Below are 19,412 nucleotides of genomic sequence, written 5' to 3' on the forward strand. Positions count from 1 at the left end.
CACGGCGATGGGATCCTTAAAAGGTGCCATAAATGGTTTTTTAGGGAGTTGATCATGCCGGAGGTACAAAACCAAGGAGGTACAAAATGGCAGTAATATCAATGAAACAATTATTAGAAGCTGGTGTTCACTTTGGACATCAAACAAGAAGATGGAATCCTAAAATGTCAAGATTCATCTTCACAGAAAGAAACGGAATCTATATAATAGATTTACAAAAAACAGTTAAAAAAGTTGAAGAAGCTTACAAATTCGTTAAAGAAGTAGCTGAAACTGGAAAGCCAATCTTATTCGTAGGAACTAAGAAACAAGCTCAAGAAGCTATAAAAGAAGAAGCTGAAAGATGTGGAATGTTCTTCGTAAACGAAAGATGGTTAGGTGGAATGCTAACTAACCACCAAACAATTCAAACAAGAATTAAAAAATTAAGAGAATTAGAAAAAATGGAAGCTGAAGGTGTATTCAACGTTCTTCCTAAAAAAGAAGTTATAAAATTAAACGCTGAAAAAGAAAAATTAGAAAAATACTTAGGCGGAATAAAAGACATGCCTGAATTACCAGGAGCTATATTCGTAGTTGACCCAAGAAAAGAAAATATAGCTATACAAGAAGCTCACAGATTAGGTATACCAGTAGTTGGTATAGTTGATACAAACTGTGACCCAGATGAATTAGATTTCCCAATACCAGGAAATGATGATGCTATAAGAGCTGTTAAATTAATAACTGGTGCAATGGCTACTGCTGTAATAGAAGGTAGACAAGGTGCTGAAGAAGAAGTTGTTGAGGAAGAAGCTCAAGAACAATAAAAAAAAATAAATGGTAAGGGGGGTTCCCTTACCATTTAGAATATATAGGAGGAATAATAATGGCTAACATAACTGCACAAATGGTTAAAGAATTAAGAGAAACTACTGGAGCTGGAATGCTTGATTGTAAAAAAGCTTTACAAGAAGCTGAAGCTAACATGGAAAAAGCAATAGATTTATTAAGAGAAAAAGGTTTATCAAAAGCTGCTAAAAAAGCTGATAGAGTTGCTGCTGAAGGTTTAGTAACTATAGAAGTAAATGCTGATAATACTGCTGCTGCAATAGTAGAAGTAAACTCAGAAACTGACTTCGTTGCTAAAAACGAAGATTTCAAAGTATTCGTTAAAGATGCTGCTGAAATGGCATTAGCTACTGAAGCTACTGAAATAGAAGCATTATTAGCTGAAAACCACAAAGAAGGAAAAGCGTTAAAAGACGTATTAAACGATAGAATAGCTAAAATAGGTGAAAAATTAGACTTCAGAAGATTCGAAAAATTAACTACTGAAGGCCAAATAGCTGGATACATACATGGAGCTGGAAAAATAGGTGTTTTAGTTGAATTATTAACTGAATCAAGAGATGAAAAAGTATTAGCAATGGGTAAAGATATAGCTATGCAAGTTGCTGCTATGAACCCAAAATACGTTTCAAGAGATGATGTTGATCAAACTTATATAGCTCATGAAACAGAAGTTTTAACTGCTCAAGCGTTAAACGAAGGAAAACCTGCTAACATAGTTGAAAAAATGGTTAAAGGTAGATTAGAAAAAGAATTAAAAGAAGTTTGTTTATTAGAACAAACATTCGTAAAAGATTCTGATTTAACTATAAAGAAATTAGTAGCAAACACTGCTAAAGAAGTTGGTTCAGACATACAAGTTGGTAGAGTTGTAAGATTCGAAGTTGGTGAAGGTATAGAAAAGAAAGAAGAAAACTTTGCTGAAGAAGTTGCTAAGCAACTTAAGTAATAGTTAACCAAAAGAGAACACTTATGTGTTCTCTTTTTTGAAAATGAAATAAATAATAAAAAAATATATATGAAATGCAGACGGGAGGATTTCTATGGAACCTAAGTACAAAAGAGTATTACTTAAGCTAAGTGGTGAAGCACTAGCTGGTGACAAAGGATTTGGAATAAACAATGAAGTTGTTAATGAAATAGCAGTGGCTATTAAAAAAGTACAAGAAATTGGTGTTGAAGTTGCTGTTGTAGTAGGTGGAGGAAACTTCTGGAGAGGAAGAACTTCTGAAGGTATGGATAGAACAACAGCTGACTACATAGGAATGCTTGCTACAGTTATGAATGCTATGGCTCTTCAAGATGCCTTAGAAAATATAGATGTACAAACTAGAGTACAAACTGCAATAGAAATGAAAGAAATTGCAGAACCATATATAAGAAGAAAAGCTGTAAGACACTTAGAAAAAGAAAGAGTTGTAATATTTGGTTCGGGAACTGGAAATCCATATTTTTCAACTGATACAGCTGCGGCACTAAGAGCAGCAGAGATGGAATCGGAAATAATATTATTAGCTAAAAAAGTAGATGGTGTGTATGATAAAGATCCAGTTTTACATGCAGATGCTAAAAAGTTTAATGAATTATCATATATAGAAGTATTACAAAAAGAATTAAAAGTTATGGACTCAACTGCAACATCTTTATGTATGGATAATAGTATTCCAATAAAGGTATTTGAGCTAACAACAGAGAATATATTAAAAGCAGTGTACGGAGAAAATATAGGAACAACTGTACATTAATAAAAAACTAATTAAACGAAGGAGGAGTAAAAATGAAAGAAGTACAAAACAAATTACAACAACAAATGGATAAAACAATTGAAGCTTTAAAATTTGAATTTTCAACTATAAGAGCTGGTAGAGCTAATGCACAAATGTTAGACAAAATAAGAGTAGATTATTATGGAACTCCAACTCCAATTAATCAAGTTGGATCTATCTCAGTACCAGAACCAAGAACTTTAATGATAAGTGCTTGGGACAAAAGTGCAATGAAAGAAATAGAAAAAGCTATAAGAAACTCAGATTTAGGCTTAAATCCAACTAATGATGGAGAGGTTATAAGAATAAACGTTCCAGCATTAACTGAAGAAAGAAGAAAAGATCTTTGCAAGCAAGCTAAAAAAGCTTCGGAAGAATTTAAAGTAAGAATAAGAAATGAAAGAAGAGACGCTAACGATAGACTTAAAAAGTTAGAAAAAGAAGGCGAAATAACTGAGGACGAATTAAAAAAAGCACAAGATAATGTGCAAAAAATGACTGATAAATATATTAAAGAAATAGATGTATTATTAGATGCTAAAGAAAAAGATATAATGGCGGTATAATAACTTTGAAAAAGTACTATGAGCTATTAGGCCTTCCTTTGGATGAAGTTAAAGAATATTTCGATAATAAAGAAATAAAATATACGACAACAATTCTTCAAGGTAAGAAAGATAAGGATAAGTTAATTTATCCCAGAGTAATCAAAATTTCACAAAAAGAAAATAACGTAGAGTTATTTGTAACTTACTTTTCTGGCTCCTTAATATAAGGAGTCAGAAATAATATTTGGAGTATGAATATGAAAAACAATTTGTTTTATGATATAGATTTAAACAGAGTACCCAAGCACATAGCCATCATAATGGATGGTAACGGGAGATGGGCTAAAAGCAAGTTTTTGCCTAGAACTGCAGGACATAAAGCTGGTGTAGAAACTATAAGAACAGTACTTAGAGAATGTAAAAAGCTAAGTGTTAAGCATGTTACCTTATATGCATTTTCAACAGAAAACTGGAAAAGACCTAAATTAGAAGTAGATACATTGATGAATTTATTATCTACTTATTTAAAAAATGAAGTAGCTACATTACATAAAGAAGATGTTAAGTTAACAGCAATAGGAGATATAGATAATTTACCAAACCAATGTGTAAAAGAATTAAATAAGGCCATAGAATTAACTAAAAATAATACAGGATGCAATTTAAATTTAGCTTTAAACTATGGTGGAAGATTAGATATAAAAAATGCACTAGTTGATATTATAAAAGATGTTAAAGTTGGTAAAATAAACTTAGATGAAATTGACGAAAATACTATAAGCAATCATTTAAGCACAAAAAGTATTCCAGATCCAGATTTAGTAATAAGAACTAGTGGAGAAGAAAGGCTTAGTAATTTTTTATTATGGGAAGTTGCATATGCAGAGTTTTACTTCACAAATGTTCATTGGCCTGATTTTGATGAAAAAGAACTTCAAAAAGCTATTTTCACATATCAAAATCGAGATAGACGATTTGGTGGAATAAAATAAGGAGAATACCTATGAGAACAAGAGTTATAGCAGGATTATTATTAGTTCCATTATTTATCCTTATAATATTTGGAGGAACACCTTTATATATAGGAGAAGCTATAATAATCTCAATTGCCTTAAATGAATTTTATAAGGCATTTGAACAAAAGGATATTAAGCCATTATATTATATAGGTTATATTTTTTCTATTTATTTACTAATTAAAAACTATCTTCAATTACCAATATTTTATACTTATACATTAATATTTATATTATTCTTAATATCGATAATACCCATGTTAACTGTAAAAATAAATATTATAGATATAGTAGTTACCTTCTTTGGAGTTTTTTATGTGGCAGTATTAATAGACTTTATAGTGCTAACTATGGATAATTTCTCAAAAGGAGATATTTATGTTTGGTTAATATTTATAATTGCATTTATGACAGATACATTTGCCTATTTTGCAGGTTATTTATTTGGAAAGCATAAGCTAATTCCTAAAGTAAGTCCTAAAAAGACTGTAGAAGGAAGTGTAGGAGGAATATTAGGCTCTACATTAATATGTTTGGCATTTGGGTATTTCTTTAATATTGATTTAAAAGTAATAGTATTTTTAGGTTTCTTTGGAAGTATTGTTGCTCAATTTGGAGATTTATTTGCCTCTTCAATAAAAAGATATGTTGGAATTAAAGATTATGGGAAATTAATACCAGGACATGGTGGAATACTAGATAGATTTGATAGTGTAATATTAGTCGCACCATTCGTATATAGTGTAATAAACTTATTTATAAAATGATTTAGCTTCAGTTAGGACTGAAGCTTTTTTGCTTACAATAATAATTATAAATTTTGAACTAAGAGAATTTTGAGCAAGGTCGTTGTATGAAATTTTATAGCGCTCACACAGTGGCTTAAAGAGATATCAAAATTGTTCACTGACATGTCGATGGAGCAAAGCGAATTTTTTATTTGAAATTTTGATGAATATTACAAATAATAATAGTAATAATGATATAATACATAAGTAAAGACAAATTATAATATATGACTGAGAAAGGAATTTTTTATGAAAAAAATTACTATACTAGGTTCTACAGGATCTATAGGTACTCAAACTTTAGATGTAGTTAGAAAAAATAAAGATAAGTTTGAAGTAGTTGCTATTTCTGCAAATAGCAGTGTAGATTTATTATTAGAACAAATATTAGAATTTAATCCTAAATATGTTGCAGTTTATAATGAAGAAAGTGCAAACAAATTAAAGAATATGATTCCAAATAATATATATATAGAAGTGTTAAGTTCTATGGAAGGATTAGTTAGGATATGTGAATTAAAAGAAGTAGATATCGTATTAACTGCTGTTGTTGGAATGATAGGACTTGTGCCAACTATGGCTGCAATAAAAGCAAAAAAAACAATAGCACTTGCCAATAAGGAAACACTAGTTACAGCTGGTGAGATTGTAATGGAAGAAGCCAAGAAAAATAATGTGGATATTTTACCAGTGGACAGCGAGCATAGTGCTATATTCCAATGTTTAAATGGTGAAAGAAAAAAGGATGTCGAAAAGATAATATTAACAGCTTCAGGTGGTCCTTTTAGGGGTAAAAATAAAGAAGAGTTAATTAATGTTACAAAAAATCAGGCGCTTAAACATCCAAACTGGGATATGGGAAGAAAAATAAGTATAGACTCGTCAACACTTATGAATAAAGGCTTGGAAGTAATAGAAGCAAAATGGTTATTTGATGTGGATGTGGAAGATATTGATATAGTAGTTCATCCACAAAGTATAGTTCATTCCATGGTATCTTTTAAAGATAGTTCAGTAATGGCTCAACTAGGATGCCCAGATATGAGATTACCAATAGAATATGCTCTAACTTATCCAGAAAGATCTGAAACAGATTTTAAAAGATTAGATTTAGCTAAAATAGCTACTTTAACTTTTGAAAAGCCAGATATGGAAACATTCCCTTGCTTACAATTGGCATTTAAAGTATTAAAGTTATGTGGAACGTACCCAACAGTATTAAATGCTGCCAATGAAGTTTTAGTAAATGAATTTTTAGATGATAAAATTGGATTTTATGACATACCATATTACATAGAAAGAAGTTTAGAGCAGCATAATAATAGAAGTAATCCAACTTTAGAAGATATTTTAGAAGTTGACAAAGAAACTAGAGAATTTTTATCTAACTTACTTAAATAATAGTATTAGAATTAGGAAGGTGAATGTATGACTATAATAGCAGCTTTATTACTTTTTGGAGTAATAATATTAATACATGAATTTGGTCATTTTATTTTTGCAAAGAAAAATGGAATTACAGTTCATGAGTTTGCAATAGGTATGGGACCAAAATTATTTAGTAAAGAAAAAAATGGAACGATGTATTCAATTAGGATTTTACCAATAGGTGGATATGTATCTATGGAAGGTGAAGATGAAGACTCGAATAAACCAGGTTCATTCGGGACAAAATCCATACTTCAAAGAGCCAGTGTTATATTTGCAGGACCATTTTTCAACTTAGTTTTGGCTGTGATTTTTTTAATACCGGTGTATATTTACATGGGATCTCCAACAACTACTTTAGAAATATTAGATAATACTCCAGCATCTAAGGCAAATTTACAATCTGGAGATATAGTAAAAAGTGTAAATGGAAAAGAGATAAATTCATGGAATGAATTTACTAAGGTAATATCTTCTTCTAAGGGAGAAGAATTAAACATCGCTGTTGATAGAAACAATAAAACAGTAAAAGTAAATGTTGTGCCAGAAAAAAATGAAGATGGAACATACAAGATAGGTGTAACCTATAAAAAAGATAGAAACATAATTAATGCAATAAAGCAATCATTTATAGCCACAGGACAAATGACAATGCAAATGATAACTTTCTTAAAACAAATGATAACAGGAACTGTGCCAGGTGGATTTACAAATTCTGTTGCAGGTCCAGTAGGTGTAATTAGTATAGTATCAGGAGCAGCTAAAACAGGTATAATGAACTTACTATACTTAGGTTCAATAATAAGTTTAAACCTTGGAATAATAAACTTAGTTCCATTCCCTGCGTTAGATGGAGGAAGATTATTATTACTTTTCATTGAGTGGATAAGAGGTGGAAAGAAAATAAATCCAGACAAAGAAGCTATGATTAATATGATAGGTTTTTGTGCATTAATGGCATTTATGGTTTTCATCACTTATAATGATGTAACTAAATTATTTAAAGGCATAATTAAATTCTAAATAGATAAGCAGAAGGTGAAATTTTGAGTTATAATAGGAAAAAAACGAGAGAAGTATCTTTAGGTAATATAAAAATTGGAGGAAATAATCCAATTGCAGTTCAGTCTATGACAACAACAGATACTAGAGATGCTGTGAAAACAATAGAACAAATAAAAAGATTAGAAGAAGCAGGATGTGACGCAGTAAGAGTTGCTGTTCCTGATATGGAAGCTGCTGAAAATTTAGGTAAAATAAAAGCAGGAATACATATACCTTTAATCGCAGATATACATTTTGACTACAAGTTAGCTTTAAAAGCCATAGAAGAAGGCGTAGACGGTATTAGAATAAATCCAGGGAATATTGGAAGTATTGATAGAGTAAAGGCTGTAGTTGAAAAATGTAAAGAAAGAAACTTGAAAATAAGAATTGGAGTAAATGGTGGTTCTTTAGAAAAACATTTACTAGAAAAATATGGCCATGCCACACCAGAGGCTCTTGTTGAAAGTGCTTTAGCACATATTAAGATTCTAGAAGACCTAGATTTTTATAACATAGTAATATCTTTAAAATCTTCAGACATATACACTGCAGTAGAAGCGTATACCCTTATGAGTGAAAAAGTTGATTATCCTCTTCACTTAGGTATAACTGAGGCTGGTGGAATTAAAAAAGGAACTATTAAGTCATCTATAGGTGTTGGTTCCCTTTTAATGAATGGAATTGGTGATACTATAAGAATTTCATTAACAGGAGATCCTGTAGAAGAAGTTCATGTGGGTAAAGATATACTTAGAAGTTTGAATTTATTAAATGATAAAATAAAAATAGTATCTTGTCCAACTTGTGGAAGATGTAATATTGATTTAATAAGTGTAGCAAATGAAGTAGAAGAAAAAATAAAAGATATAAATAAAAATATGACAGTAGCTATTATGGGATGTGCTGTTAATGGTCCTGGTGAAGCTAGAGAAGCTGATATAGGCATTGCTGGTGGAAAAGGAGAAGGTCTTTTATTTAAAAAAGGTGAAATTGTTAGAAAAATAAAAGGTGATTCACTAGTAGAAGAGTTACTAGAAGAAATAAATAAATTTGATAAATAGAATTTGTAGAAGGCGAACTTTAATTAGTTCGTCTTTTTTATTTTAAAAATCCATTTTAGCACAAAATTAATTAGAAGTTTTACTAAATTGTTGAATGTTGAGAAGATGAGTGGTACAATATATGATAAACAACTTTAGAATATATATAAGTTGTTTGTATGGGAGGGAGATATTATGATAGAAATAAAAAACATATCTAAAAAAGTAGGAAAGAAAACTATATTAGATGATGTTTCCTTGAAAATAGAGGATGGTAGTTTTGTTGTTCTAATAGGGCCTAGTGGTTGTGGTAAAACTACTACCTTAAAATTAATAAATAAATTAATTGAGCCTACAAAAGGAGAGATATTCATAAATGACAGGCCTATATCTAAGGAAAGTCCTATAAAGTTAAGAAGAAATATTGGGTATGTAATACAAAGTGTAGGATTATTTCCTCATATGACAATAAAAGAAAATGTAGAATTAATTCCGAAATTAAAAAAAGAAAAGGCAGACGAAGAGATTGAAGAAAAAACAATAGAGCTGATGAATATGGTAGGCTTAGATCCTAAAGAGTTTTTAGATAAATATCCAAGTGAACTTAGTGGTGGACAGCAACAAAGGATAGGTCTTGTAAGAGCTATTGCAACTGATGCAGAAATTATATTAATGGATGAACCATTTAGTGCATTGGACCCAATAACTCGAACTCAACTACAAGAATGGTTATATTCACTACAAGAAGAATTAAAGAAAACTATTATATTTGTTACTCATGATATGGATGAGGCATTAAAATTGGCAGACAAAATATGTATTATGAAGGATGGAAAAGTTCAGCAATATGATACAGTTGAAAATTTACTAAGAAATCCTGTTAATGAATTTGTTAAAAACTTTATTGGTAGTGATAGATTGTGGAATGCGCCAGAGTATATAAAGGCCAGAGACATAATGATTAAAAATCCTATAAGTGTAAAAAAATCAAGAACTGTTATACAGGGTATGGAAATTATGAGAACGAATAAAGTCGATAGTTTATTAGTTGTTGATAGAGATGAAAATTTCCTTGGTATTGTAACAATAAAAGGACTAAGAAGAAATGGTATTCAAAATCATTGCTTAAGTGAGATTATGGATAATGAGCCTGTATTCGTATATGATGATAATAATTTAGTTGAAATATTAGAAGTAATGAATAGAGAGGGGATTGGCCATGTACCTGTAGTCACGCGTTATAATAAATTAGCAGGTCTGATAACAAGAAGTAGTTTACTTTCTGTTTTAAGTGAGCAATTCCTTGAAATGGAGGTGAGTGTACTTGACTAATCTTATAAATTATTTATTAGCACAAAAGGGACAAATTATATCTTTGTTAATACAACATATTCAATTGACTGTAGTAGCAATTGTTGTAGCTATAATTATTGGTATACCTCTTGGAATATTAGTTTCAAAGAACGAAAAACTTAGAAAGTATATTGTAGGTATAATAAATGTGTTTCAAGCAATACCATCTATGGCATTACTTGGACTGTTAGTTCCGGTACTAGGAATTGGAAGTAAACCTGCCATAATGATGGTTGTATTGTATTCTTTATTACCGATAGTAAAAAATACTACAACAGGAATTCTTGGCATAGATAAAAATATAATTGAATCTGCAACAGGAATTGGTCTTACTTCAAAGCAAATTTTATATAAAATACAGTTGCCATTAGCTCTTCCAATAATTATGGCAGGGATAAGAATTTCGGCAGTAACTGCTGTTGGACTTATGACTTTAGCCGCATTTATAGGGGCAGGCGGTCTTGGTTATTTAGTATTTTCTGGTGTTCAAACTGTAAATAATATTATGATTTTAGCAGGTGCTATTCCAGCTTGTATTTTAGCTCTTACAGTTGACTATATATTTTCAAGAGTAGAAAAAGCTGTTATGAGTAAATATTCATCTCAAAAATCATCTACTGAAAAAAGAAAAGGTACTCATACTGGTATAAAAGTATGCACAGCTATAGTTGTAGTGGTTATATTAATCACATCCATAGTGCCTAGCTTTGGAAAAAAAGATACTATAGTAGTAGGTTCAAAGGACTATACTGAGGGGCTTATACTTGGAAACATGTATGCAGATTTACTAGAAGAGTATACTGATTATAATATTGAGAGAAAATTAAATATGGGTACAACAGTACTTTGGAGTTCCATAGTAAGTGGTGAAGTTGACATGTGTGCTGATTATACAGGAACTATTTTAATGAATATTATGAAAGAAGAAGCAACAGGAGATGCTAATGATGTATATAATCGTGTGAAAAATAATCTTGATAAAGAATATGGTATTAAAGTATTAGATCCTATTGGATTTAATAATACTTATACTTTAGCAATGGATTCTGATGTTGCAAAGAAATACAATATAGAAACTTATTCTGATTTAACTAAACACTCAGAAGGTTTTGTATTTTCGCCAACATTAGCATTCCAAAATAGAGAAGACGGTTTACCTGGATTACAGAAATATTATAATATGAAATTTAAAGAAATTAAAAGTATGGATGGAGCTTTAAGATATCAAGCCTTAAAAAGAGGAGATGCTCAAGTAATAGATGCATTTTCTACTGATGGATTATTAAAAAAATTTAATTTGAAAGTGTTAAAAGATGATAAAGAATTTTTCCCGCCTTATTATGCTGTACCATTAGTTAGGGAAGATTTAATAGCGAAATACCCTGAAACAGAGGAAGTTTTAAATAAACTAAGTGGTGTAATAAATGAAGAGGAAATGATTGAATTAAACTATAAGGTTGATGAAAAAGGTCAAACTCCAGAGAAAGTAGCTCACGATTATTTAGTAGAAAAAAATTTAATAAAGGATTAATTATAAAGCCCTTCTAAGTTGTCTATTAGAAGGGCTTTATAATGGATAAAAAACTAAATGATTTTTTGAATAATAAATCAATGAGTACAAAATATATTAATATGAAATTAATAAATAATAAAGTACATAGTATATATGTAATAAAAATAAATTAAATGTAAATGAAGCAATTTAAATAAAATATTTAGGAGCAAAAATTATGATTAAAGTATCTAAAAGAGATGGAACAATAGAAAAATTTGATAAAAGAAAAATTTTTAATGCAATATATAAATCCTCAATTAATAGTAAATTTGGAACAGATAGAGAATTGGCTAATTCTATAGCAACAATGATAGAAGAAAAAATACAAAATAAAGAAATAGAGGCAACAGCAGAAAACATACAAGATGAAGTAGAAGACTTATTAATGTCATCAAATAGAAAAGATATTGCGAAAAAATATATTATTTATAGGGATAGAAGAACTGAAATTAGAAATTCTAAGTGGAATATGGACGAGTTACAAAAGTCTATTTGGAAAAATAAATATCAGTATAAAGATGAAAGTTTCAATGAATGGGTTGCTAGAATTAGTGGTGGAAATCCTAAAATTGCAAAATTAATAAGAGAAAGAAAATTTTTATTTGCAGGAAGAATTTTAGCAAATAGAGGATTGTATAGAGATAATATAAAAGTTACTTATTCAAACTGCTATGTATTAGAACCACCAGAAGATAATATAGAAAGCATATTTGATACAGCTAAAAATTTAGCAAGGACTTTTTCTTATGGTGGAGGTGTGGGAATAGATATTTCCAAACTTAGACCAAATGGAGCAGCAGTTCATAATGCAGCAAAAACCACATCAGGTGCTGTATCATTTATGGATTTATATTCAATGACAACAGGTCTTATTGGGCAAAAGGGACGACGTGGGGCATTGATGATTTCCATGGATATAAGTCATCCTGATATTGAAGAATTTATAGATGTGAAAACTGATTTAGAAAAAGTTACTAAGGCAAACATATCTGTAAGAATAAGTGATGAATTTATGGAAGCTGTTAAAAATAAAGAAAAATATACTTGTAAATTTGTAGTGGAAGCAACAAAAGAAGAAATAATAAAAGAAGTTAATGCTTATGATTTATTTATGAAATTAGTAAAAAATAATTGGGACTATGCAGAACCAGGAATGTTATTTTGGGACAACATAAGTAAATATCACTTATTAAGCGAAGATAAGGAATTTAAACATGATGGCGTAAATCCTTGTGCAGAAGAGCCTCTTCCAGCAGGAGGAAGTTGTTTGCTTGGTTCCATAAACCTATCGGAATTTGTTGTGGAACCATTTACAGATAATGCCATATTTGATATGGAAAAATTCAAAGCTTGTGTAGCAGATTGTATACTAGGATTAAACGAGGTTTTGGAAGAAGGACTTTCCCTTCATCCTCTAAAACAACAACAAAAGAGTGTTTCTGAATATAGACAAATAGGTCTTGGTGTTATGGGCATAGCTGATATGCTTATAAAATTAAAGATTAGATATGGTTCACAAGAATCAATTAATCTATGTAATGAAATTTCAAAAAATATGTTAAATAGTGCAGTGAAAAAATCAGCCTTATTATCAAAAGAACGAGGGGCTTTTGAAAAATACAATGAAGAAGAAGTGTTTAAATCACCTTTCTTTATAAACAACATAAATGAAGATGTTAAAGAATTAGTAAAGAAATATGGACTTAGAAATTCACAAATATTAACAATACCACCAACAGGCTCCATATCTACCATGCTTGGCATAAGTGGAGGAATAGAGCCTATGTTTAATATTTCATACACAAGAAAAACAGAAACACTTCATTCACAGGATGTTTACTACAAAGTATATACTCCAATAGTAAAAGAATACATGAATTTAAAAGATATTACTGATGAAAATGAACTGCCAGATATATTTGTAACAGCTATGAGTCTTAAACCAGAAGAAAGAATAGCTATGCAAGGAATTTGGCAAAAACATATTGATGCATCCATATCATCAACTATAAATTTACCCTATGAAGCTAAAGTAGAAGACATTTATAATATTTATATGTCTGCTTGGGAAAATAAGCTTAAAGGTATAACGATATACAGAGATGGTTGTGAAAGAAGTGGCGTATTATTAAATGATAAAAAAGATAAAAATAAGAAAGAAGAAAAAATAGAAAAGTCTGATGAAAACCATGTTGAAGACGGACATGAAAAATTTATTTGTCCAGAGTGTGGAAATGAATCTATTATTCCAACAGGTGGTTGTACAATATGTCTTCAATGTGGTTATAGTAAATGTAACTAAAGAAAAACAGTTGTTATGTAAATAACAACTGTTTTTCTTATTTATTCAAAATGAAAAGTTTAAAGTATTTTAAACTTATAAGGGACTATTCCAGTTTATATTATCTCCTCTAGATGTATCTAATACAAATCCAGCCATATTTATTCTTTTTTCTATGCAATTTCTACATTCAGCAGCCTCATCACCCATGCAAATTTTATTATCATACAAAGCGTATTTAGAACGAACATCTGTAGGTGAAAGATTTGGCATAACTACATTACATCCAGCATTTAAACCTGCTTCACGCCCCTTTGGATTAATAGTACCAAGTGCAGTAGTTGCAGGTAGAAGCACAGATGGAAGTAAAAGTCGTGTAAGAGCTAAAACAATAATAGATTTTTCAAGAGAACCAGTAGGTTCATCTTTAAAAATAGTATCATGATGAGGAATGAAAGGACCTATACCAACCATTTCTGGATTTAAATCTTTTAAAAAAATTAAATCTCCAGCTATATTTTCATTAGTTTGGTATGGAGAATCAACCATTAATCCTGCACCAACTTGATATCCAATTTCTTTTAAATCTCTAAGACAATTAATTCTATTTGATAATTTTAAATTTTTAGGATGTAGCTTTTTATAATGTTCTTCTGTGGCAGTTTCATGCCTTAACAAATATCTATCAGCTCCAGCATGAAAAAATTTTTTATAAGAGTCATAAGATTTTTCGCCTATAGACAAGGTTATAGCACAATCAGCATATTTATATTTTATTGATTTTATAACCTCAATAATTTTATCATCAGTAAAATAATTATCTTCCCCACCTTGTAATACAAAAGTTCTGTATCCTAATTTATATCCCAAATCTGCACATTCCAGAATTTGTTCTAAACTTAGTCGATATCTCGAAATATTTTTGTTTGAGCATCTTATACCGCAGTAGTAGCAATCATTTTTACAGTAGTTTGTAAATTCAATCAAACCCCTCATATATACCTTATTATCATAAAACTTTCTTCTAGTAGTTACAGCTTTTTCACATAAATAATCAACCTCATCACCCTTAATATTATCAAGTATATAGAGGAGCTCATTTTTATTTAATGAATTTTCTTCATATAGTTTGTCAATTAACTTTATTATATTCATATTTTCCTCCTAATATTTTCATATGAATTCAACAAATAATGCTAAATTTTTAATTAAAAAAGAGACAACAAAAGTACATAATTAACTATTATTTTAAATAAAATAAAGTCAAATTTAATCTAATAAGGTCTACTTATAATTTAAGAAAATACAACTTTACAATAAAAAAACTTTTCTCAAAAGTAATTAAACTAATGAAAGAAAAGTTAGTATTTTTGTAAATAAAGTTATGTATTGATATAAACTAATTTCCTTACAGATCAGTCAATACTTTTCTGGTAGGTAGTAAATTTTTATTAAATTGTATCTAAAGAAAATCTCTAAATACAATGATTAAAAACATATATACAAAAAGTATAATATGAAAATAAATAAAAAGCCATAATTATTTTAAAAAAGATGTTTTAAAATAGTTTTGGCAAGAAAAATATGTTTAAATATTATAAAAAAGACTACTAAGCTTTAAACTTAGTAGTCTTTTTTGTAATAAATCTAAGTGTTTGATTCTTCTAATTCTTTTAAATATATAGTATATCCTATAGCAGCCCCAAAATAACCTAGTACTTTTACTAAGGAAAAAACAGTAATAATCCTCAATCCCTGGTTACTATTTTCATTAAATATTTCAAAATTAGAACTATCGTCAGATGGGTCTGAAGTAACTATGCCTAATTCTAACATATAATTTATTAAGTTGTCGCCTGCAAATATAATCATAGCAAGTAAAAATATTACACTTACCATTTGTGCTATTTCTGCAGATTTTAATTCATTATCCAGTATAACTGGATTATATTTTTCTACATTTGATGCGGACTCTAGTATGGCTTTTTCCGAATAGTTATACTCAATAAAGTTAAGAAAACATCCGATCATAAAAAGCATAGTAGCAAATCTTCCATTTTGAAGAAGTTTTATTTGAATGTTTGTTTCATCAGATAAATTTTTTTTACTAATCCTGGATTTAGATAATGCCATATTTTAACCTCCACAAATTATAGATTTGGATAAATAGTTATAAATATTATATGAATACTATATTAAGATAATGTTTATTAGAGATATATTTTATTATAAAAGGCGATATAATTATAGAAAATTTTTAAAAAATAAATTTTACAAAAACTACCTAATTTTACAGATAATTTTTTTTGCTTTAGAAAATTATTCTACACAAATAAAAAATTTAAAAATAGAGATAATAGTATTTAAAGACATAACTTAAAATGGAGGGTAATTTAAATGAAAAAATTTTTAACACTAACTTTGTCTTTACTTTTACTTTTTACTGCAGTAGCTTGTAGTAACAAAACTAAAACAGAAACAAAAACAGGAACTAAAACAGAAACTACAGATAAAGTAGCGGATAAAACTTATTTAAACACTTATACAGGATTATACGACAAAAATCTTGGAACATTATCTGACTATAACATGTATACAGATGTTAATACAGTGACTAACACTTATAAAGAAAAAAAATATCCTGGTAATGAAAAATATTTAAATGATGTAAAAGCTGCTTACAAAGATAGCAAAGAAAAAATTCAAGCATTTGTAGATGGATTAAAAAATGATGGAAAAACTGAAGATTCAGAATTAAAGAAAATGCATGAAAGTTTAATTGCTGAGGGTGAAAAATCAATAAAAGATATAGATGCTAAAATAGCAAAATTAGATAAAATATCTAAAGATGATTACAATAAAACACAAGATGAATTTATTAAATTAGTAGATGATACAGTAAGAGCTGGAGAAAATGTTACTAATAATTTCGTAAAAATGTTAAAAGACATGGACACAAAATTAGGTATTACTAGAAATACTAAATAATAAAAAAATTATTTGTAAAAATAAAATAAATGATTGACATTCAAAAAGAAAATGGTTAATATTTATAACATAATAAAAATTAAAAAGACTCTTATCAAGAGAGGTGGAGGGACTGGCCCTATGAAACCCGGCAACCAGTACGTTTGTACATGGTGCTAAATCCTGCAACTATTTTTAGTTGAAAGATGAGTATAAATTAGTTATTTAGCCTAAGTTTATACTTAGGCTTTTTTAATACCATTTTTAGACAAAATTAAGAGACTTTTAAGGGGGAATAATATGATACAAATATGTGAAGTAAATAAATATTATGGAAAAACAAAAGTTTTAAATGATATTAATATGCATATAAAAGAAGGCGAGATATTTGGAATAATAGGCCATAGTGGGGCAGGTAAATCCACATTACTAAGATGCATAAATAGACTAGAAACTTATGAGGACGGAAGTATAACAGTACAAGACAGAGAAGTGAAAAATTTAGATGAAAGAGAACTTAGATTTTTAAGAAAAGATTTGGGAATGATATTTCAACATTTTTCATTATTGGAAAGAAAAACAGTATCTGAAAATGTGGCCCTACCACTAGAATGCTTTAAATATTCAAAAAATGAAATAAATAAAAGAGTAGACGAGCTTTTGTCATTGGTAGGAATTCAGGATAAGAAAAACATGAAACCCAGAAATTTAAGTGGAGGTCAAAAACAAAGAGTGGCAATAGCAAGAGCTTTAGCACTAAACCCAAAAGTACTTTTATGCGATGAAGCAACTTCAGCTTTAGATCCAAACACAACAAAATCAATATTAAGTTTATTACAAGATATAAACAAAAAGCTTAATATAACAATAATTATGGTTACTCATCAAATGGAAGTAATAAAACAAATTTGCTCTAGAGTGGCTATTATGGAAAATGGAGAAGTGTTAGAGATAGGAGATACAGAAGAATTATTTTTACAAAATTCTAAAAACTTACAAAAATTAGTGGGAGAAGATGATATCGTACTTCCAAAGGGAACTAATATCAGAATAATCTTCCCAAAAGAAATCTCTAATGACTCCATAATAACTTCTATGGCAAGGGATTTGGACATAAATTTCTCCATTATATGTGGAAAGTTAGAAAAATACAGAGAAGATATACTTGGATCATTAATTATAAATGTTGATAATGATAATAGAGAAAATATAAAAGATTATCTAGATTGGAAAAAGGTTAGATGGGAGGAGATTATAAATGAATAAAACTAGTTTATATACTTATTTAGCTGAAATACTTGGAGATGCTTTACTTCAAACATTATACATGATAATTGTGCCTACTATAGTAGCAACAATTTTAGGATTTATAATGGCAATAATTTTAGTGGTTACCAAGCCAAAAGGACTTAAGCCAAATAAAGTCGTATACAGTATTCTGGGATTTATAGTGAATATGGTTAGAAGTTTTCCATTTATTATTTTACTAATAGCATTAATTCCTTTCACAAGATTTATTGTTGGAACGTCTATTGGAGAAACAGCAGCCATAGTTCCTATTACCATAGGTGCTGCGCCATTTATTGCTAGAGTAATTGAAAATGCATTAAACGAGGTAGATGAAGGGCTGATAGAAGCTGCAAAATCCTTTGGAGCTACAAACTTACAAATAATATTCAAAGTAATGGTAAAAGAAGCGATGCCGTCAATAGTATCTGGTATTACTTTATCCATAATTTCCATATTAGGATGTACAGCCATGGCAGGAACTGTAGGAGCAGGAGGTCTTGGAAAAGTTGCCATAGTGTATGGGCATCAAAGGTTTGATACTTCAGTTATGATATATGTTGTAATTACACTTATTATAATGGTACAGCTAATACAAAGTGTAGGAGACTATGCATATAAAAAACTAAAATAAAAAATAATAAATATAAGGGGGATTTCAAAATGAAATTAAAAAAATTAATAGGATTAACATTAGTAGGAGTTATAAGTGCATCATTATTTGTAGGATGCTCAAAGTCTAGTAAAGAGGAAGATAAAACTATAAAGGTGGGAGCATCTCCAACACCACATACAGAAATTTTAGAGGTTGTAAAACCGCTATTGAAAGAAAAAGGATATGAATTAGAGGTAATACAATTTGATGATTATGTACTTCCAAATACATCTTTGGCAGAGGGAGAACTGGATGCAAATTACTTTCAACATGTTCCTTACTTAGAAGAAATGAATAAAGAAAAAGATTTAAAATTAACTTATACAGCTAAAGTTCATATTGAGCCAATGGGAATTTATTCTAAAAAACATGATAAATTAGATGACTTAAAAAATGGAGCAAAAATATCTGTACCAAATGATGCAACAAATGAAGCAAGAGCATTACAATTATTAGCTGATAATGGTATTATTGAAGTTGCTGATAAAGAATTAATAACAGCAAAAGATATAACTAAAAATCCTAAGAATGTGGAGATAGTAGAAGTTGAGGCAGCTCAAGTACCATCTACTTTACAAGATGTGGACTTTGCTGTTATAAACACTAACTTTGCTTTAAATGTTAACTTAAATCCAACTAAAGATGCTTTAGCAATAGAATCTAATGACTCACCATATGCTAACATATTAGCTTGTAGAGAAGACAATAAAGATAGTGAAAAAGTAAAAGCATTAACTGAAGCACTAACAAGTGATAAAGTTAAGTCATTTATAGAAGAAAAATATAAAGGAAGTATAGTTCCAACATTTTAATTTATAATATGTGAATTTTAATAAAAAGGAAGGATTAA

General features: G+C 29.1%; 19 protein-coding genes and 1 riboswitch. Of the genes, 17 read left to right on the forward strand and 2 right to left on the reverse strand.

The genetic code is table 11. The features are described 5' to 3' along the window. Positions 1-86: 86 nt before the first annotated feature. The 13 genes from rpsB (at position 87) to TEGL_RS06845 (ending at position 13,674) form a co-directional block, all read left to right on the forward strand. Positions 87-809, forward strand: coding sequence for a 30S ribosomal protein S2 (rpsB, locus tag TEGL_RS06785; RefSeq protein ID WP_018589449.1), 723 nt, complete (start codon positions 87-89; stop codon positions 807-809). A gap of 59 nt (positions 810-868) precedes the next feature. Next, complete coding sequence (gene tsf / locus TEGL_RS06790) at positions 869-1,780, forward strand: translation elongation factor Ts (protein WP_018589450.1); 912 nt, start codon at positions 869-871, stop codon at positions 1,778-1,780. A gap of 94 nt (positions 1,781-1,874) precedes the next feature. Beyond that, on the forward strand, positions 1,875-2,576 hold the full coding sequence (gene pyrH, locus TEGL_RS06795) for a UMP kinase (RefSeq protein ID WP_018589451.1): 702 nt from the start codon (positions 1,875-1,877) through the stop codon (positions 2,574-2,576). A 32-nt stretch (positions 2,577-2,608) separates the two neighbouring features. Further along, positions 2,609-3,163, forward strand: coding sequence for a ribosome recycling factor (frr, locus tag TEGL_RS06800; RefSeq protein WP_018589452.1), 555 nt, complete (start codon positions 2,609-2,611; stop codon positions 3,161-3,163). Positions 3,164-3,168: 5 nt separating this feature from the next. Continuing rightward, positions 3,169-3,372, forward strand: coding sequence for a hypothetical protein (locus TEGL_RS06805; RefSeq protein WP_018589453.1), 204 nt, complete (start codon positions 3,169-3,171; stop codon positions 3,370-3,372). A gap of 30 nt (positions 3,373-3,402) precedes the next feature. Then, complete coding sequence (locus TEGL_RS06810) at positions 3,403-4,137, forward strand: isoprenyl transferase (protein ID WP_018589454.1); 735 nt, start codon at positions 3,403-3,405, stop codon at positions 4,135-4,137. Positions 4,138-4,148: 11 nt separating this feature from the next. Continuing rightward, complete coding sequence (locus TEGL_RS06815; protein ID WP_018589455.1) at positions 4,149-4,928, forward strand: phosphatidate cytidylyltransferase; 780 nt, start codon at positions 4,149-4,151, stop codon at positions 4,926-4,928. Between the two features lie 270 nt (positions 4,929-5,198). Then, the gene (locus TEGL_RS06820; protein ID WP_018589456.1) at positions 5,199-6,350 is read left to right on the forward strand and encodes a 1-deoxy-D-xylulose-5-phosphate reductoisomerase; all 1,152 of its coding nucleotides are present in this window, start codon (positions 5,199-5,201) and stop codon (positions 6,348-6,350) included. Positions 6,351-6,377: 27 nt separating this feature from the next. After that, a complete protein-coding gene (rseP, locus tag TEGL_RS06825; RefSeq protein WP_018589457.1) occupies positions 6,378-7,400 on the forward strand; it encodes an RIP metalloprotease RseP in 1,023 nt (340 codons plus the stop codon). 23 nt (positions 7,401-7,423) lie between these two features. Next, positions 7,424-8,485 carry a flavodoxin-dependent (E)-4-hydroxy-3-methylbut-2-enyl-diphosphate synthase gene (gene ispG, locus TEGL_RS06830; protein WP_018589458.1) on the forward strand — a complete coding sequence of 354 codons (1,062 nt, stop codon included), beginning with the start codon at positions 7,424-7,426 and terminating at the stop codon, positions 8,483-8,485. Positions 8,486-8,659: 174 nt separating this feature from the next. After that, positions 8,660-9,796, forward strand: a complete 1,137-nt coding sequence (locus tag TEGL_RS06835) for an ABC transporter ATP-binding protein (protein WP_018589459.1) — start codon at positions 8,660-8,662, stop codon at positions 9,794-9,796. After that, positions 9,789-11,348, forward strand: a complete 1,560-nt coding sequence (locus TEGL_RS06840) for a glycine betaine ABC transporter substrate-binding protein (protein WP_018589460.1) — start codon at positions 9,789-9,791, stop codon at positions 11,346-11,348. The genes TEGL_RS06835 and TEGL_RS06840 overlap by 8 nt, the downstream gene beginning before the upstream one ends. Before the next feature lie 199 nt (positions 11,349-11,547). Beyond that, positions 11,548-13,674: an adenosylcobalamin-dependent ribonucleoside-diphosphate reductase gene (locus TEGL_RS06845; RefSeq protein ID WP_018589462.1), complete on the forward strand. Its 2,127-nt coding sequence runs from the start codon at positions 11,548-11,550 to the stop codon at positions 13,672-13,674. A gap of 75 nt (positions 13,675-13,749) precedes the next feature. Here TEGL_RS06845 and hydE read toward each other — a convergent pair whose 3' ends face one another. Both hydE and TEGL_RS06855 read right to left on the reverse strand, forming a co-directional pair. Continuing rightward, a complete protein-coding gene (gene hydE / locus TEGL_RS06850; RefSeq protein ID WP_018589463.1) occupies positions 13,750-14,808 on the reverse strand; it encodes a [FeFe] hydrogenase H-cluster radical SAM maturase HydE in 1,059 nt (352 codons plus the stop codon). A 492-nt stretch (positions 14,809-15,300) separates the two neighbouring features. Beyond that, complete coding sequence (locus tag TEGL_RS06855) at positions 15,301-15,786, reverse strand: hypothetical protein (RefSeq protein WP_018589464.1); 486 nt, start codon at positions 15,784-15,786, stop codon at positions 15,301-15,303. A gap of 264 nt (positions 15,787-16,050) precedes the next feature. Between TEGL_RS06855 and TEGL_RS06860 the strand changes: the two genes are divergently transcribed. The 4 genes from TEGL_RS06860 to TEGL_RS06875 all read left to right on the forward strand — a co-directional run bounded on the left by TEGL_RS06860 (position 16,051) and on the right by TEGL_RS06875 (position 19,374). Beyond that, entirely contained in the window at positions 16,051-16,641 is a 591-nt protein-coding gene (locus TEGL_RS06860) for a hypothetical protein (RefSeq protein WP_018589465.1), read from the forward strand. An 88-nt stretch (positions 16,642-16,729) separates the two neighbouring features. Beyond that, positions 16,730-16,833: riboswitch (SAM riboswitch) on the forward strand. An 87-nt stretch (positions 16,834-16,920) separates the two neighbouring features. After that, entirely contained in the window at positions 16,921-17,886 is a 966-nt protein-coding gene (locus tag TEGL_RS06865; RefSeq protein WP_018589466.1) for a methionine ABC transporter ATP-binding protein, read from the forward strand. Beyond that, positions 17,879-18,541, forward strand: coding sequence for a methionine ABC transporter permease (locus TEGL_RS06870; protein WP_018589467.1), 663 nt, complete (start codon positions 17,879-17,881; stop codon positions 18,539-18,541). Before TEGL_RS06865 ends, TEGL_RS06870 begins: the two co-directional genes overlap by 8 nt. 29 nt (positions 18,542-18,570) lie before the next feature. Beyond that, the gene (locus tag TEGL_RS06875; RefSeq protein ID WP_018589468.1) at positions 18,571-19,374 is read left to right on the forward strand and encodes a MetQ/NlpA family ABC transporter substrate-binding protein; all 804 of its coding nucleotides are present in this window, start codon (positions 18,571-18,573) and stop codon (positions 19,372-19,374) included. The last annotated feature ends 38 nt before the right edge of the window (positions 19,375-19,412 follow it).

It is taken from the genome of Terrisporobacter glycolicus ATCC 14880 = DSM 1288, assembly GCF_036812735.1.
GTDB classification, from domain to species: domain Bacteria; phylum Bacillota; class Clostridia; order Peptostreptococcales; family Peptostreptococcaceae; genus Terrisporobacter; species Terrisporobacter glycolicus.

Excerpts from the sequence above, each read along its gene's own strand:
- rpsB (WP_018589449.1), top strand. The coding sequence starts at position 87 with ATGGCAGTAATATCAATGAAACAATTATTAGAAGCTGGTGTTCACTTT.
- tsf (WP_018589450.1), top strand. The coding sequence starts at position 869 with ATGGCTAACATAACTGCACAAATGGTTAAAGAATTAAGAGAAACTACT.
- pyrH (WP_018589451.1), top strand. The coding sequence starts at position 1,875 with ATGGAACCTAAGTACAAAAGAGTATTACTTAAGCTAAGTGGTGAAGCA.
- frr (WP_018589452.1), top strand. The coding sequence starts at position 2,609 with ATGAAAGAAGTACAAAACAAATTACAACAACAAATGGATAAAACAATT.
- TEGL_RS06810 (WP_018589454.1), top strand. The coding sequence starts at position 3,403 with ATGAAAAACAATTTGTTTTATGATATAGATTTAAACAGAGTACCCAAG.
- TEGL_RS06815 (WP_018589455.1), top strand. The coding sequence starts at position 4,149 with ATGAGAACAAGAGTTATAGCAGGATTATTATTAGTTCCATTATTTATC.
- TEGL_RS06820 (WP_018589456.1), top strand. The coding sequence starts at position 5,199 with ATGAAAAAAATTACTATACTAGGTTCTACAGGATCTATAGGTACTCAA.
- rseP (WP_018589457.1), top strand. The coding sequence starts at position 6,378 with ATGACTATAATAGCAGCTTTATTACTTTTTGGAGTAATAATATTAATA.
- TEGL_RS06835 (WP_018589459.1), top strand. The coding sequence starts at position 8,660 with ATGATAGAAATAAAAAACATATCTAAAAAAGTAGGAAAGAAAACTATA.
- TEGL_RS06845 (WP_018589462.1), top strand. The coding sequence starts at position 11,548 with ATGATTAAAGTATCTAAAAGAGATGGAACAATAGAAAAATTTGATAAA.
- hydE (WP_018589463.1), bottom strand. The coding sequence starts at position 14,808 with ATGAATATAATAAAGTTAATTGACAAACTATATGAAGAAAATTCATTA.
- TEGL_RS06855 (WP_018589464.1), bottom strand. The coding sequence starts at position 15,786 with ATGGCATTATCTAAATCCAGGATTAGTAAAAAAAATTTATCTGATGAA.
- TEGL_RS06860 (WP_018589465.1), top strand. The coding sequence starts at position 16,051 with ATGAAAAAATTTTTAACACTAACTTTGTCTTTACTTTTACTTTTTACT.
- TEGL_RS06865 (WP_018589466.1), top strand. The coding sequence starts at position 16,921 with ATGATACAAATATGTGAAGTAAATAAATATTATGGAAAAACAAAAGTT.
- TEGL_RS06870 (WP_018589467.1), top strand. The coding sequence starts at position 17,879 with ATGAATAAAACTAGTTTATATACTTATTTAGCTGAAATACTTGGAGAT.
- TEGL_RS06875 (WP_018589468.1), top strand. The coding sequence starts at position 18,571 with ATGAAATTAAAAAAATTAATAGGATTAACATTAGTAGGAGTTATAAGT.